The organism is Nocardiopsis sp. MG754419 (genome assembly GCF_018207095.1).
Classification (GTDB): Bacteria; Actinomycetota; Actinomycetes; order Streptosporangiales; family Streptosporangiaceae; genus Nocardiopsis.
On the sequence record NZ_QOCZ01000051.1, the window covers coordinates 1 to 15,377 of the forward strand.

Sequence of the window (15,377 nt, forward strand, 5' to 3'; positions counted from 1 at the left end):
ACCCCCACCAAGAACGGGCCCACGCCACCACCACCCACATGGTGCTGCGCGCCCCCACCGGGAAGGGCAAAACCGAAGCCGCCCTGCTGTGGGCCACCACCCACACACACCACACCAGCGCCCACACGGCGGGCACACCCCGCCTCTTCTACGCCCTGCCCTATCTGGCCTCCATCAACGCCATGGCCACCCGCCTACGCACCGACCTGGGACAAGACCAGGTCGGCGTCGTCCACTCCCGTGCCGCCAGCTTCTACCTGGCCAACGCCACCTGCGACACCACCCCAACAGACCCGGCCCAAGCCGAGAGGCACCGTGCCTCCCGCGCCCTCGCCCAAGCCAACGCCAGCCGCCTGTTCCGCGAACTCGTCCGCGTCACCACCCCCTACCAACTCCTCCGCGGAGCCCTGGGTGGCACCGCACACGCCGCCACCCTCATCGACACCACCAACTCCACGTTCGTCTTCGACGAACTCCACGCCTACGAACCCCGCCGCCTAGGCATGATCCTGGCGATGATGGGGCTGTGGGCTAGCCTGGGCGGCCGTATCGGTGTGCTCTCCGCGACCCTGCCCGACCGTCTCCTGGACACCATTCGCACCGCCCTGGGCCAAGACCACAAAGTGGAACTGGTTGAACCCGACACCGACTACATCTGGCCCCGCCGCCATCGCCTACACCTACGCGAGCAACACCTCACCGATTCGGCCAGCATCGAAGAGATGGCCACTTCACTGCGCGCAGGACACAGCGTGGCGGTCATCGCCAACAACGTCGCCGACGCCTGGCACCTGTACGACCGGCTCGCCCCGCTCGCCCGAGAACTCCACGGTGAGGACGCGGCCCTGCTGTTGCACTCACGCTTCAAGACCGGCGATCGTAGCCGCATCGAAAAGGCCATCCAAGACCGCTTCGGCACCCGAATCACGCCTCGCCAGCCGGGGCTGCTGGTAGCCACCCAGGTGGTCGAGGTGTCCTTGAACGTGGACTTCGACATCCTGCACACCTCCGCCGCACCCTTGGAAGCGCTCCTGCAGCGCTTCGGCCGTATCAACCGCATCGGAGCCCTCAATCACCCGGCACCGGTCATCGTCCACCAACCCCACTACGCCCCCAGAGGCAGGACCGGCCCCGACTTCGCCGACAAGGTCTACGACGCCGAACCCACCCACCTGAGCTGGGACATCCTGACCCGTCACCAAGGCCGCGAACTCGACGAACACCTGTTCACCACCTGGCTCAACGAGATCTACACCAGCCCCTGGGGCGACCGGTGGCAAGACCATGCCGACACCTCGCGGGAGATCTTCCGCGACCAGTTCCTGGGCTTCCACGAACCCCTCAACGACACCACCCAACTGTCTAAGGCCTTCGACGAGATGTTCGACGGTGTGGAAGGCATCCTGGCCACAGACCGGCAGGCCTACAGAGACGCCCTGCACGACACCGCACCCGGAGAGAAACCCGGCACCGGCAAGTTGCTGGCCTCCCAGTACCTCATCCCGCTCCCGCACTACGCACGAGCGCTGGGCACCTGGGACCGCTCCCTCAACGTTCTGGTCATCGACGCCGAATACGGACCGGACCGCGGTCTGATGGCCATCCACCCGCCCGGCAGCGCCAGCGCCCACGCCTACCAGCCAGGGGTGCTCCTGTGATCTCCGAACAAGATGTGGGCGGGGTACACATCAAGTACCTCCACCACTGTCCCCGCCAGCTGTGGCTGTTCGCCCGCGGATTCCGCCCCGAGGCCACCAGCGCCACCGTTCAACTCGGCGAAGCCGTCCACGACACCTCCTACCGTCGCGCCCATCCCATAGATCTGGGCTCAGCACGCCTGGACGACCTCGACGGCAACCTGTGGGTACACGAGACCAAATCCTCATCGCGCCCCAGCCCCGCCGACGAAGCCCAGGCCATCCACTACTGCTACCGCCTCCGCCTTCTCGGTGTCGACGCCCAAGGTGCGGTCCTGCGCTACCCCAGGACCCGACGCACGCAACGCCTGCCCTACGAACCCGGCTGGGACGAACGAGCTCGTGCCGACATCTCCCAGGTGCGCACCACCGTCGCCCAACCCCTCCCACCGCCCCGGCTGACCCGAACCCGATGCCGAGGCTGTAGCTACTTCGACTACTGCTGGAGCCAGTGATGCCCACCGCAGCCCGCACCTACTGGCTCACCACCAGCTGCCGTATCCGACGCAAAGACCAGTCCCTGCTCATCGAACGCGACCATGGCGAACACGTGCGTATCCCCATCACCGATGTACGCGACCTCATCGCCTGCAAACCCGTCGACGTCAACACCTCCGTGATGAGCCTGCTCAACCAGCACCACATCAACGTGCATCTGCTGAGCTACTACGGCGACTACACCGGATCATTGACCGCCGCCGACACCGCAACCTCCGGAGAAACCGTCATCGCCCAGGTGTCCTTGGCCACCGCCCCTGAGCGGGCGATGCCTATCGCCCGCGACATCGTGCGCGCCACCGCCTTCAACGTGCGCCGCATCATCGACCGGAACTTACTCAAAGCTTCCTACACCGTGTTGAAGAACAATGCTGAATCAGCTCCCGACACGGCTTCGCTCATGGGCATCGAAGGTAACTTCCGTCGCTCGGCCTGGGAGGTTCTGGACACCAAACTCCCAGATTGGCTGCAACTGCACGGACGCAGCCGGCGCCCACCAAAAAACGCCGGAAATGCCTTTATCAGTTACGTCAACGGCATCGTTTATGCCCGCACCGTGACCGCTCTGCGTCTGACACCGCTTCACACAGGAATCGCGTTCTTGCACAGCACGATGGAACGCCAACGCCACTCATTGGCCCTGGATCTGGCCGAGATGTTCAAGCCGATGTTCTCCGAACGGTTGCTACTGCGCATGGCCACGCGCCATCAGCTCAAACCGCACCACTTCGACGTCGACTCCAACCAGGCCATGCTCAGTGACGCAGGGCGCAAACTGGTCGTTGCCGCAGTGCGCGATGAGTTCGCTACCACAGTCAACCACCGCGAGCTCAAATGATCGGTCGCCTACGACGAACTTCTGTACCTGGAGGCTCTCAAGGTGACCCGGGCCTGCCTGGAACACGAAACCTACAAGCCCTTCCGGATCTGGTGGTGAACCGGCCGTGCACGTTGTGGTCGTCTACGACACCGCCGTAGAACGCAACCCGCAGATCCTTCGGACCTGCCGGATGTACCTGCACCACGTGCAGCGCAGCGTCTTCGAGGGGCAGTTGAGTATGGCTCAGCTCAAACGCTTCGAACGGGCAGTCAAGGACGTCATCGATGACGGGTACGATCACGTTCTCGTCTACACGTTTCCGCCAGGTTCTGTCCCACAGCGCCTGGCGTGGGGGATCACCAAACCGGAGCCGAGCGATATCCTGTGAAGGAGACGACGATGGTACTTGGGGGCCGCTTTTCAGCGACACACCGGGCTGCGCTGCACCACCGGAGGGTCGCTGAAAAATACGGCCACAAGGGCTTCGCTGTAAACCTGGGACCTGCGACTTTACCGTCGGGTCCTCATCGCCCCTACGAGGGGTAGCAACCTGGTGAGCACCACGGCCGCCCACGGGCCGGTGTGGTCCTCATCGCCCCTACGAGGGGTAGCAACTAGGGGACATGCCGGATGTCCCCTGACTGTCACCGTCCTCATCGCCCCTACGAGGGGTAGCAACGTCGAGTTCGCCAACGACCGGGGCGGCGACCAGTGCGTCCTCATCGCCCCTACGAGGGGTAGCAACAACTCCGCCATGCTCGGGTACGTCACCACATGCTGGTCCTCATCGCCCCTACGAGGGGTAGCAACCGTACCGGCCGATCGGCTGGTCCGGCCCCGACCCCTGTCCTCATCGCCCCTACGAGGGGTAGCAACAAAAAGGCCACAAGGTCGCCACCCCGCCTTCATCAGTCCTCATCGCCCCTACGAGGGGTAGCAATCGGCGAGGTCGACACGGACGCCCATCCCGGACCTGCGTCCTCATCGCCCCTACGAGGGGTAGCAACCCGTCCTCTACCAGGGCCACCCCGCCCTGACCATGGTCCTCATCGCCCCTACGAGGGGTAGCAACAGCTCAGCGACGGCCCTGTGCCCGGCTGAGACGAGCCGTCCTCATCGCCCCTACGAGGGGTAGCAACACGATGACCGTGGTGGTGTCCTCGGGCTGGTGGACGTCCTCATCGCCCCTACGAGGGGTAGCAACATGGGCATGGTGGCGTAGCGCTCCCAGCCTCCGGCGTCCTCATCGCCCCTACGAGGGGTAGCAACATCAGGGCCAGGTCCACGCGCCGCCCTCCGCCGAGGTCCTCATCGCCCCTACGAGGGGTAGCAACATCATGATGTTGCGCATCAGGGATCCTTGCTCGATGTCCTCATCGCCCCTACGAGGGGTAGCAACAGAGCGCACTGGACGCCGAGGCCCGCGACGACATCGTCCTCATCGCCCCTACGAGGGGTAGCAACAAGAGGTGGGGAAGAGGACGCCTGGAAAGGCGAACGTCCTCATCGCCCCTACGAGGGGTAGCAACCACTTGGGCTGGCCTTCAACGCCGCCTCGCACTACGTCCTCATTTCCTCTACGAGGGGTAGCAACACTACGGGGTGGTGAGCTCTGAGGCGTCCCGCGACCCAGTCCTCATCGCCCCTGCGAAGGGCAGCAACCTGTGCGCGGCGGCCAGACTGACAGGCCGGCCGTGCTCCTCACCGCCTACGGCGACCCGCCCGAGGTCGTCACAGCGCGATGGCCCGCGAGGTGTTCGGTATCGACTGCCATGTCACCGAAGACTCTGAGACCGGTGCCCCTCTGAACATCCCTAGGGCACGTGCCAACCGAAGTGTCTGATCGGTTCGGCATCGGGTCGCTTGTCAGGAGCGTTGGCACCGTTCCGACCAGAGGCCGCATCGGCAGGAATCCTGGTCTCATGCCGCCCCAAACGCAGAAGCCACCGCCTCTGGTCAGGTTCCATGCCCAACTCGCTGTCTGCCGTGCTCCCTGAGTATTGATCTACTCCAGGTGATGCCTCTGCCACCCTTGGCATGCGCGACGTGGACCACTCTTGAGCAAAGGTGTACCGGATCGGTCCAAGCCCTTGGCCTGCTAGTGCTTGAACCTCGCGACTGCGTACGAGCACCATCCGATGGGGTGGGGGCGTGCCCGGTGAGTGGTCCACCTCGTGCCATGACCGTGCCACCCACCGGGCATCAGGTTCCAGCGTTGTTCTCAGTCGGGCACGAGAGTAATCTGGGTCAAATTGTTACTTATCGTCCTCCTCATTAGCTGATTTCTCCATGATGGCGCGAGCCCATCTGCGTGACTTGCCGAACCGCTCGGCAAGCCTTCTTTCGGAAAGTGGGCTACCGATTCGCACGCTCTCCTGGTAGGCATGGATCGCTTGTTGATCGACATCGTTGGTTCCAGAATCAGATTCCGGTCTTCGGTAAGCGTTCGATCGCACCAACCACATGAGCATTTCGTAGCACCCCACCAGCGCTACGGCTGGCCAAGCCGCCACGATGGAGCCTACGACTCCGTTCTGCCAACCATGCGCGATATTGGCGGCCAGGGTGGCGGTGATCCCTACCCACAGCAGGAGCCAAGCCAGCCAAGGAGCTTTTATTCCTACGCGGGCGGAGTGGAGGATGACCATTGACGCGGCGTACACCAGGCCATCGATGGTCAAGGGGATCATGATCGCAGTGATGCCGCTCTCACCGTATTCGGTGACCACCGCATAAGCGTGGCGGTAGGAAACAACCGCCGCGATTAGCGCGACGCAACAAACGACGAGCTTGGTCGTTCCCCTGATCAGTCGATCGGTCGCGTTCTCTTCTCTGTCGTCGCTAGCTTCCAGGGTCACCTCACCTTCCTGTACTCCAAGGGCAAGGAGTCCTGGCGGGGTAGTCGTGACGATGATCTCCAGAGTGGTTCAACCAACACGGGGGGTTGTGGAAGCAGAGAACGCTGCCCCGGTGTGGCTTCACTTCAAGGTGAGGCGGCATGGACCGGCCTGAACATGCTGGTCAGCCGGGGACGGCAGCTAACACGGCGGAGCGCTCGCGTGTAACCAACCTGCAGCGATGCTGAGGGGTTCTGTGGGTTACGTGAAGCGCGAGTTCCAAGTGGGGATCGAGGGTTCCTGGGATGAGCTTGCGCGCATCCTCCGACAACCAAGTGCTGCAGCTGCCGGCGGTAGTAACCAGACTCACTGAAACGCTGGGCTATGAGCCCAGGGGGCCGCGTGAGGATTGACACCTAAGACTCGGACCATGCGCGGAACCGAGGGCTATCGAGTGCCCAGTGCGAATCTTCTGAACTGCGATGATGTCTGCATCACCTGTAGTTGACGGGTTCCTCCGTGTGTGTCGGAAGCAGGGGGACGCATTCGCCATGGCGGACCGGAAGCGGGGCTCACCCCCGCGTGCGCGGGGAGCAGATCATGGTGATCGTCGGTGGCCTGATCACCCGGGGCTCATCCCCGCCTGCGCGGGGAGCAGTTCTGGATCCCCTGCCCCCTGTGCGATCGGCCGGGCTCATCCCCGCCTGCGCGGGGAGCAGTCTCGATGACTTGCGAGAATGCGACCTGGTAGGGGCCATATCTGCAAGTTGGCGAAAAACGGACAGTTCGCCCGCTCCTGGTTCTGGTTGCTCTGGTACTTCCGACCGAGCAGTGCCCCGCGATGGCCATGGCGGCGGCTGACTGGCCGAGCAAGTGCTCCCGTTGTCAGGCTCTCCTTCGCCGCAGGGGCTCAGTGGCGCTGCCACTGGGTGGTGGAGTCTGCGGAGGGCTGGTCTTCCTGCTCTTGAAAGGCGGGAAAGAAGCCGCCCCCGCTGGCTGGCGATGGGGTTTGTGATCGCTCCAGAGCTGTTCTAGGGTGCAGCCACGACCTCGTACGGTGAATACACGTTGAAGCTTGCGGACGTGGATACGTTGAGGTTGCTGAGGCACTGGTCAGGGCAGGTGTGGCTGGGGCTCGGTCTGAGGACTCATAATCCCTGGGTCGCGGGTTCGAGTCCTGCCCGGCCTACCCCTCCCCAACGCACAAAAAGCGCCGCCGACCTGCGGATACAGGCCAGCGGCGATACACGTTGACGTTCTCCGGTGCGCAAGTCCGCGAAGTCGTCCTGTGTCCCGCGTCGGGAATCATGAGCACCGCTGCGGAATGCGGACATAAATCCCCGGTGGGGCATAAGGGTCGGGTTCCTCCCATTCCGGTGCATGGTGGTGGGGAGCGGAGTCGTCGGCTCGGTCGGGTGAGGCGGATGCAGTGGCCGCGCCGTGGAGTCGGGGCGAACCGGCGTATCTCCCCTACACTGGCCGCCGGTCCGGGCCCGGACGTGGCCCAGGTCTCAGCAACCAACGTCCGGCGGGGATCGTCGGAATAATGGATGGACATCGTGTATCCGGGGGAGAGCGTGTGGTGGACGGAGGTCGAGCGACGCGAACGGGGATGGGCCGACGGAGACCGGCACGCGCCCTTCGTCTGCTCGCCGCCGTGGTGGTGGGCACGTTCCTGGTGACCGCGCTCCACCCCGAGGGCACCCATGACGCGACGCTCCGACCCTTGGACGAGAACGCGGATCGGACGGCCGCGCCGCTGGCCGAGCTGCTGGATCACACCGGCATCTCCCAGGACGGCGTCTCCGACGGCGGCGACCTCGACGGGGCCGGTAACAGCCTCTCCGCGCGCACGCTGGAGGCGGCCGGCTGGCTCCCCGGTGGTGAGGTCACGCTCCTGGACACGCCGCTGCGGCTGCCCGCCTACGGCGAGGGGCGCCCCGATCACGTGGTCGCCGATGGCCAGCACCTGGACCTCGATGTGCTGCCCGCCCGGATGCGCTCCGTGACCTTCCTGGCCACCGGGACGCGCACCGACGGCACCGGAGCCGACGTCCGGGGCGTGGGCAAGGTGATCTACACCGACGGCGGCGAGCGCGACTTCGACCTGGTCGTCCCGGACTGGGCGGCCGGCCCCGCCGGTGACGCGGCCCTGACCCTGCCCTACGCCAACTCCGCGACCGGGTTCGGTCGTGACGCCATCGGATCGGTGCGCCTGTACGCGCGCACGATCCTCGTGGATCCGGGCCGGGAGGTCGACCGCGTGGTCCTGCCCACGGTCACCGACCAGCAGGCCGACCTGCGCGTGTTCTCCGTGGGCGGGCGATCCGCCGTGCAGGACTGGACGGGCACGTGGGCGCGCGCCACCTCCGGGTACGCGGAGGTGGGGCCCTGGGAGGACCAGACGTTGCGGCTGGCGGTGCGGTCGACCACCGGTGGGCCGAAGGTGCGAATCCGGTTGGACAACACCTTCGCGGCGCGACCGGTCACCATCGGGTCGGCGTCGATCGCTCTGCGCGACGAGGGGCCGAGTACGCGTGGGGCCGCCGTTCCCCTGACCTTCGACGGGGCTCCGGGCGGGATCATCCCGGCGGGCGGGCGCCTGTTCAGCGATCCGGTGGAGCTGGCCCTGCCGCCGCAGACCGAGGTCCTGGTCAGTTTCCACCTGCCCGAGCGGGTGACGGCGGCGCCCATCCACTTCGCGTCCGTGGACACCAATCACACCAGTGCTCCGGGCAGTGGGGACCAGACCCTGGACCGCTCCGGTGAGCCCTACACGGGTGTGGTGGACCAGTGGCCCTTCCTCACCGGGATCGACGTGATGGACGGGCCCGGCGCGGTGGTGACGTTCGGTGACTCCATCACGGACGGCATCCGCTCGACCAGGGACGCGCACGCCCGTTGGCCGGACGTGCTCAGCGACCGACTGCACGCGAGGGAGGACCTGCCCCACCCGGGCGTGCTGAACCTGGGTGTGGCGGGCAATCGGGTGGCGGCCGACGGTTACCCGGGCGAAGGGGTGTCGACGTACGCCAACGGTGTGAGCATGCTGCACCGGGCCCAGCGCGACGTGTTCTCCCAGAGCGGTGTGGGGACCGTGGTCGTGTTCGCCGGAATCAACGACCTCCGGTGGGGGGCCTCCTCCGAGGAGGTCATCGCGGGCCTGCACCGGTTGGCGCGTACGGCGGAGGAACACGACGTGCGCGTGTTCGCGGGGACGTTGGTGCCCTGTGGCGGGTCGGCGCGCTGTACGCCGGCGGTGGAGGAGCAGCGTCATCGGGTCAACGCCCACCTGCGGGAAGAAGCCCAGGACCCCGAGTCGATCTTCGCCGGGGTGTGGGACTTCGACGCGGTCGTGCGCGATCCGGTCGACCCGACGCGGTTGCGGCCGGAGTTCGACTCCGGCGACTTCCTGCACCCCAACGACGAGGGGCTGCGTGCGATCGCCGAGTCGGTGGACCTGGACGAGCTGCTCGGAGTGTGAGCGGCGGGCACACCGGGCCGGATCAGCGGGGGCACCCGAGTTGGTGGTGGATGACCAGGTCGACGTAGACCCCGCCCAGGTCCTGCAGGCTGAGGCCCGCCTCCGGGTCGTACCAGTGCAGGAGCGAGTCGAAGGTCTCCAGGACCTTGTCGGCGGCCTTGCCGGTGTCGTCGACCGTGAAGTGGCCCTCGGTGACGCCGGCGATGATGATCTCCCGCACGTGTTCGCGGAAGGCGCGTTGTAACCCCGCGATCTCGCGGTGTCGTGCGGGGTCGATGGCGCGCAGCGTGGGCAGGAGCTCCTGGCCGAGCGCGATCGCGGTGCGGTGTCTCCACCCGTCGGCGACGTGTCCGCGGACGAGCTCGGCCATGCGTTCGGTCGCGGGCGCCCGTGGGTCGTCGGCGGTGGCCCGGCTACGGACCCGTTCTCGGGTGGCGCGCAGCACCACCGCGTAGGTGAGGTCGAAGCGGGTCGGGAAGGCACGCCGCAGGAGGGCGGCGTCGGTGTCGGTCTCGGCGGCGATCCGGTGGGTCAGGGCGGACATGGGCATGCCTCGGGAACCGTGTTCGGAGAACAGGCGCGCGGCGCAGTCCAGGACGGGTGCCGTCGTGCGCAGCGCGTGAGGGGAGAGGTCTGCCGTCATTGCTGGTTATCTCATCGGTCGTTGTGCGCCGTCAGGGGAGGACGTCAAGGATATCGACAAGGGGATGACGAAAAGCGTAGAACGACGGAACTCGACGGAGAATGTCGAGAACATGAGGCGTGTGGTGATCATGTTCCGGTTGACGTTTTTTATGTGCCCTTTTTGTGTCTTTCTTTGTCGGTGTGGATCCCTTCTTCCGCCTCTGTCACGTGTGGCTCGTCAGGAGACCCGGTCCCCTTCCGCGGCCACCGGGGCGAGTCCAGCGAGGTGCCCGGACGCGGATTCCGGGGGGATCGTCGGAGCCTGGGCGCGGCCGGTGGTCAACGACACCAGATCCTCCACACGTTCGGTGGCCAGAGCGTCCACGCCCATTCCTATGAGGCGTGCCATCTCGGGGAAATCGTTGACGGTCCAGGCGACCACGCGATAACCGAAACGGTGTATTTCGCCGACCGTTTCCCGGTCCAAGAGGCTGTAATGGGTGCCCAGGAACGCGGGCCGCAAAGCGTGCACCAGATCCTGCGGAGGCGGCCCCGGCTGGTCCCAGGCCAGCATGATCCGCGCGCCCGGGCGACGCTCACGCAGGGTCCGGAGCACCTCCACCGGACCGGTGAAGAGGGCCTGGTCGGCGAAGCCGTGCTCGCGCAGGACCGTGTCGGCGGCCAGCGCCGTCTCGGGTGAGAGCGCGTCGATCAGCAGGGGGGAGGCGTCACCGCCGCAGAACTCGGCCAGGACCTCCATCATCGTCGGTACGCGCCGTTCCACGTCGTCGCGGGCGGCGGCGAGTTCGGCGAGGGTCAGTTCGCCTACCTGGCGGGGCGGGGAACCCGGGACGGCCACGACGCGTTCGTCCACCAGGACGGGGTATCCGTCCGAGGTCAGGTGGACGTCGATCTTGACCAGGTCGACCCCGGCGCGCAAGGCTGAACGCAGGGCGGGGAGGGTGTTCCCCGGGTGGCGTGCGGTGTCTCCGCGCAGTGCGATGGACAACGTCATGTGTCCAAGGGTCGCAAAGTCCCGCGCCGTACGTGGTGCAAACAGGAAAAACGCCCACCAAGGCCGTCCCGGTCGCGGTCGTGACCTCGGTCGTGAGGCCCGGCACGGCCCTGATTGCGAGCGGTCTCACGTCGAGTCGGATCGTTCCGGTGGCGAGGAGCTGGGAAACTTTGTTACCGGGTGTCGTGACCGCACGGCGCCCTCAGACAGGCCCCCGAGTGTGAGGCGAACATGATTCCGGACCAGCGACGAGAGCACATCCTCAAGCTCCTTCAGGAGCGCCACGTGCTGAGTATCAACGAGCTCACGTCGATGCTGTCCGTGTCCCATATGACCGTGCGCCGTGACATCCAGGCTCTGGAGAACGACGGCAAGGTCCTGTCGGTCACCGGTGGTGTACGGCTGGCCGCCCGGCTCAAGAGCGAACCCTCGTATCTGGCCAAGGCCCAACTGGAGGTGCCCGCCAAGCGCGCCATCTCGCGCGCCGCCGCGGACCTGGTCCGGGAGAACTTCACCATCTACCTGGACGCCGGTACCACCACCCTGCAGATGGTGCCGTTGCTCACCGACAAGGTGGGGCTGACCGTCATCACCAGCGACTTCAACGTCGTCGGCCACCTCATGGAGTACCCGGGCATCGAGTTGATCCACACCGGTGGCGTGGTCTCGCACTCGGACCACTCCTCGGTCGGCCAGTTCACGGCGGACTTCCTGCGTCAGGTGAACGTGGACCTCGCGTTCATCGCGAGCAGCTCCTGGGACGTCGACCGCGGCTCCACGACCCCCTCCGAGGCCAAGGTGATCGCCAAGCAGGAACTGCTGCGGATCGCCTCCAAGAGCGTGCTGGTGGTGGACAGCACCAAGTACGGCAAGTTCGGCACGTTCCGGGTGGCCCGCCTGGAGGAGTTCGACCTCATCATCACCGATGACCGCCTGCCGCGCACGGCCTCCGAGGAGCTCGCCGAACGCGACATCCGCGTGGAGATCGTGCCCAGTCAGTAGAAGGGGGCCGAGGGGACGTCGCCGTTCGGGGGACGCCCCCGCACCGTGCCCGACACTGTCGGCGGTCGTGCGTACGCGGCACCGCTCAGGGGCCCGCCACGGGTTCCAGGGACTCTTCCGGTCGGTTCTCCTCGTCGCGGCGGGCGTACCAACGCCCCCGCATCACCAGGGTGGTCATCGCGAGCGAGAGGACGCCGCCCGCGGTGGCCAACGCGAAGGCGCCCTGGTGGCCGAAGGTGTCGGCCAGGGAGCCGGCGACCATGGACCCCAGCGCCTGGCCCAGGATGAGGCTGCTCAGAACGATGGCCATCGCCTGCGAGAGCCGGTCGGGCGGCGCGGCCCGTTCGATCAGCCCGAAGAGGCTCACGATGTGGGGTCCGATCGCGACGCCGAGCAGCAGGATCGTCAGGGCGAGCGTGGCGGGGCCGTGGTCCAGGTAGAGGGGCAGGGTGAGCAGGGCCAGCCCGCCCGCGGCCACCCGGGTCCGCGCGGTCAGGGAGAACGCCACCGGCAACGAGGCCATCATGAGTCCGGCCACGGCGCTGCTGGTGCCCATCACCGCGTACATGAGGCCGGACAGGTCGCCGTGTCCCGCGTGGTCGGCGAAGGCGGTCACCCCCGTGGACATGCCGCCGAAGAACAGGCCCTGGCAGAACATGGGGACGGTCAGGACCAACAGCGCCGGGCGGACGAGGCGGGCGCCGTCCCCGGCGGTGGGGACACTGCCGGTCGGGGCCGTGGGGTGGAGCGCGAACACGGTGGCGAACACGCCCAACAGCACGGCCGCGCCGATGACGCTCGCGGTGGGGGACAGGGTCAGCGTGAGCACACCCACGAGTGCCGGGCCGAGGACGAAGGAGGCCTCGTCCAGCACGCCCTCCACCGACATGGCGGCCGACACCGACCGCTCGCGCTCCAGACCGCGCTCGGGCCCCTCGCGGATCAGAAGCACCCACCGGGTGCGGGCCATGGGTCCGATCTGGGGCAGGCACAGGCCACCGGCCGCGGCGAGCACGATCAGGACCGGTAGGGACGCGTCGGCGGCCACGGCGGCGACGAGCACGCCGATGAGGACCGTGTCCGTCAGCGCGGTGACGAGGACGGGCAGACGTTGTCCGTACCGGTCCGCGAAGCGGGCGATGACGGGCCCGCCCACGGCCTCCCCGAGGGCGAAGGCGCCCGAGACCAGACCGGCGGCGGCGACGCTGCCGGTCGTGACGGTGACGAGGGTGAGGAGCCCGATCAGGGTCATCGAGACGGGGAGCCGGGCCAGGAAGGTGGCGAGCAGTAGGGGCAGGCCCGCGATCCGATGCATGCGCCGCAGGGTCTGTAGTGGTGACATCCGACCTCGTTCTGTCTCGCCCTCGGCCGCAAACCATCCCATGATAGGTCCACCGGCGTGCGGATCGATGGACGGAGCCCGTACGACCGCGGCCATGGGATGCCTTCCGCGACACGTGATCCCGGCAGGGGAGTCACGTGATCAGGGTGATGTTCGCCGATGACGCACCGACGATCCGCGCCGGGGCGCGCACCGTCCTGGAGAGCGATCCGGACGTCGCGGGGTGGCCGAGGCGACGGGCGGGCCGCGCGCCGGATGGTGGCGGCGCACCCGGCCGCCTCCGTCCGAGGGCGCCGTCGAGGATCACGTGAGCGCCGTCCTCCCGCGATCGGGGCCGGCGAACCGCTTTCAGGCCGTGGTGCCCGTCCCGGGGCCGGGCCGGTGGGCGCCCGATCCCGACCGACCCCCTCGCGGAGGGTGCGGGACGGGGAGCTTCGGGAACACTGTTCCCATGGGGAGCTTCGAGGGCCGATCCGACCGCTTTCGCCCGTTCGACGTGGAGGACGTCGTCCTGCTCGCCGCGGCCTGGCGGCGGCTCGCGGGCGACGGGTTCGAGGCGAGGGCGGTGGGTGAGGAACTCCTGGGGCGATGGAGCGAACCGCATCGCCGCCACCACACGCTCGCCCACCTGTGGGGCACCCTGCGCGCCGTCGACATCCTGCAGGAACGGGCCCGTGACGTCGACGCCGTGCGCTACGCGGTCTGGTTCCACGACGCGGTCTACGAGGGGCGCCCGGGCGAGGACGAGGAGGACAGCGCACAGCTGTCGGTCCGACTGCTGGAACTCCTGGAGGCCGACGCGGCACTGGTCGCGGAGGTCGCGCGTCTGGTGCGACTGACGAAGAGCCACCGCCCGGAGCCCTGGGACCTCAACGGGGCGGTGCTCTGCGACGCCGACCTGTCGACCCTGGGGGCCGGGCCGGACGAGTACCTGGCCTACACCTCCGCGGTGCGGGCCGAGTACCGGCACATCCCCGACAAGGTGTTCCGCGCCGGTCGGCTGCGGGTGCTGCGCTCTTTGTTGGACGAGCCGCACCTGTTCCACACCGACTTCGGCCGGGACCAGTGGGAACCGCGGGCGCGGACCAACATGCTCGCCGAGGTGGACCGCCTGGAACGCGGCTCCCCCCGGGTGTGAGACGCCCCGTGGTCGCTCGCCTCGGAGGGGTGCCTCTCCTCAGGCGTTCCTCGGGAAGCCCGCGTGTTTGGGTCGGCGCAGACCGGAGGCGCGCAGACGGACGACCAGTTCGCGCCCGCTGACGTGCGCGGCCCCCAAGGCCACCGCGCGGGCGTGCAGATGCTCCGGTATGTCGTAGTGGTCCCGCTCGAAGGCGCGCCGCGGTACGCCGAGCCTCTGGGCGAACGCGTGCAGTTCCTCGAAGGAGTGGTCGCTGACCAGGTGCGCGAACAACAGACCGCGCGGGCCGGGCCAGACCGGTGTGTCGACCAGGACGCTCACGGCGCCTCCGGGGCGGTCACCGCGCGCCAGGGCACCGGACTGGACATGACCATCGTGCTGGACGGACGGCCGTGTGCGGCGAGCCGGTCGATGACCTCCTCGAAGTGCTCCATGGAGCGCACCGCGACGAGCAGGAAGCAGCAGGCGTCGCCGGTGACCCGGTGGACCTGGAGGATCTCGGGCAGTCCCAGGGAGGACTGTTCGCGGAGCAGGCAGTGGGTCCCGAAGCACTCCATGCGCACCAGGGCGGTCACCGGGAGTCCGGCGGCGGCCGGGTCGACGTGGGCGTGGTAGCCGGTGATGACCCCGCGGTCGGTGAGCCGGCGGACCCGGTCGGCGACCGCCGGAGCCGAGAGGTTGACCCTGCGGGACAGTGCGTTGAACGACAGCCGCCCGTCCCGCTGGAGCTCACCGAGGATCCGCTGGTCGACGCCGTCCAAAGGGGTGGCAGATCGTGAGGCCATACTTTGTGTTCCCAAGGTGGATATCGGTTTATCGTAATGAATGTAAGCCACAGGGGCGATCTGCGGTAGCGCCGACCCTTCCTTGCTCGGACGATATGTCCGATCATGTGAACTCACGTACACGGTGCCGTGCGC

13 protein-coding genes and 1 CRISPR repeat array are annotated in these 15,377 nt (G+C 67.3%); of the genes, 7 read left to right on the forward strand and 6 right to left on the reverse strand.

Features of this window, described 5'->3' with window-relative positions:
• The 4 genes from cas3 to cas2 form a co-directional block, all read left to right on the forward strand.
• Positions 1–1,658, forward strand: a 1,658-nt coding sequence (gene cas3, locus DSY14_RS12250; protein WP_211716645.1) for a CRISPR-associated helicase Cas3', incomplete at its 5' end; no start/stop codon positions are given.
• Complete coding sequence (locus tag DSY14_RS12255; protein ID WP_211716646.1) at positions 1,655–2,152, forward strand: CRISPR-associated protein Cas4; 498 nt, start codon at positions 1,655–1,657, stop codon at positions 2,150–2,152. The genes cas3 and DSY14_RS12255, both read left to right, overlap by 4 nt.
• Positions 2,152–3,033, forward strand: coding sequence for a CRISPR-associated endonuclease Cas1 (cas1, locus tag DSY14_RS12260; RefSeq protein ID WP_249187759.1), 882 nt, complete (start codon positions 2,152–2,154; stop codon positions 3,031–3,033). Before DSY14_RS12255 ends, cas1 begins: the two co-directional genes overlap by 1 nt.
• A 106-nt stretch (positions 3,034–3,139) precedes the next feature.
• Complete coding sequence (gene cas2 / locus DSY14_RS12265; protein WP_211716647.1) at positions 3,140–3,403, forward strand: CRISPR-associated endonuclease Cas2; 264 nt, start codon at positions 3,140–3,142, stop codon at positions 3,401–3,403.
• A gap of 132 nt (positions 3,404–3,535) precedes the next feature.
• A CRISPR array of direct repeats spans positions 3,536–4,677; the repeat unit is 30 nt; unit sequence GTCCTCATCGCCCCTACGAGGGGTAGCAAC.
• Positions 4,678–5,270: 593 nt separating this feature from the next.
• Here cas2 and DSY14_RS12270 read toward each other — a convergent pair.
• Complete coding sequence (locus DSY14_RS12270) at positions 5,271–5,873, reverse strand: DUF2637 domain-containing protein (protein ID WP_307851199.1); 603 nt, start codon at positions 5,871–5,873, stop codon at positions 5,271–5,273.
• 1,591 nt (positions 5,874–7,464) lie between these two features.
• On the opposite strand from DSY14_RS12270, the gene DSY14_RS12275 reads away from it, so the two are divergent.
• Positions 7,465–9,336: a GDSL-type esterase/lipase family protein gene (locus DSY14_RS12275; RefSeq protein ID WP_211716648.1), complete on the forward strand. Its 1,872-nt coding sequence runs from the start codon at positions 7,465–7,467 to the stop codon at positions 9,334–9,336.
• Positions 9,337–9,358: 22 nt separating this feature from the next.
• On the opposite strand, the gene DSY14_RS12280 is transcribed toward DSY14_RS12275, so the two are convergent.
• Together DSY14_RS12280 and DSY14_RS12285 are read right to left on the reverse strand one after the other, a co-directional pair.
• On the reverse strand, positions 9,359–9,979 hold the full coding sequence (locus DSY14_RS12280; protein WP_211716649.1) for a TetR/AcrR family transcriptional regulator: 621 nt from the start codon (positions 9,977–9,979) through the stop codon (positions 9,359–9,361).
• Positions 9,980–10,198: 219 nt separating this feature from the next.
• The gene (locus DSY14_RS12285; RefSeq protein WP_211716650.1) at positions 10,199–10,975 is read right to left on the reverse strand and encodes a glycerophosphodiester phosphodiesterase; all 777 of its coding nucleotides are present in this window, start codon (positions 10,973–10,975) and stop codon (positions 10,199–10,201) included.
• 231 nt (positions 10,976–11,206) lie between these two features.
• Between DSY14_RS12285 and DSY14_RS12290 the strand changes: the two genes are divergently transcribed.
• The gene (locus tag DSY14_RS12290; protein WP_211716651.1) at positions 11,207–11,977 is read left to right on the forward strand and encodes a DeoR/GlpR family DNA-binding transcription regulator; all 771 of its coding nucleotides are present in this window, start codon (positions 11,207–11,209) and stop codon (positions 11,975–11,977) included.
• 85 nt (positions 11,978–12,062) lie between these two features.
• Here the strand turns inward: DSY14_RS12290 and DSY14_RS12295 are convergent, their stop codons facing one another.
• The gene (locus DSY14_RS12295; protein ID WP_211716652.1) at positions 12,063–13,319 is read right to left on the reverse strand and encodes an MFS transporter; all 1,257 of its coding nucleotides are present in this window, start codon (positions 13,317–13,319) and stop codon (positions 12,063–12,065) included.
• 451 nt (positions 13,320–13,770) lie between these two features.
• Between DSY14_RS12295 and DSY14_RS12300 the strand changes: the two genes are divergently transcribed.
• On the forward strand, positions 13,771–14,457 hold the full coding sequence (locus DSY14_RS12300; protein ID WP_211716653.1) for a metal-dependent phosphohydrolase: 687 nt from the start codon (positions 13,771–13,773) through the stop codon (positions 14,455–14,457).
• Positions 14,458–14,496: 39 nt separating this feature from the next.
• Here DSY14_RS12300 and DSY14_RS12305 read toward each other — a convergent pair whose 3' ends face one another.
• Entirely contained in the window at positions 14,497–14,778 is a 282-nt protein-coding gene (locus DSY14_RS12305; protein ID WP_211716654.1) for a DUF4031 domain-containing protein, read from the reverse strand.
• Positions 14,775–15,242, reverse strand: a complete 468-nt coding sequence (locus DSY14_RS12310) for an Lrp/AsnC family transcriptional regulator (protein ID WP_211716655.1) — start codon at positions 15,240–15,242, stop codon at positions 14,775–14,777. Before DSY14_RS12310 ends, DSY14_RS12305 begins: the two co-directional genes overlap by 4 nt.
• Positions 15,243–15,377: the final 135 nt, after the last annotated feature.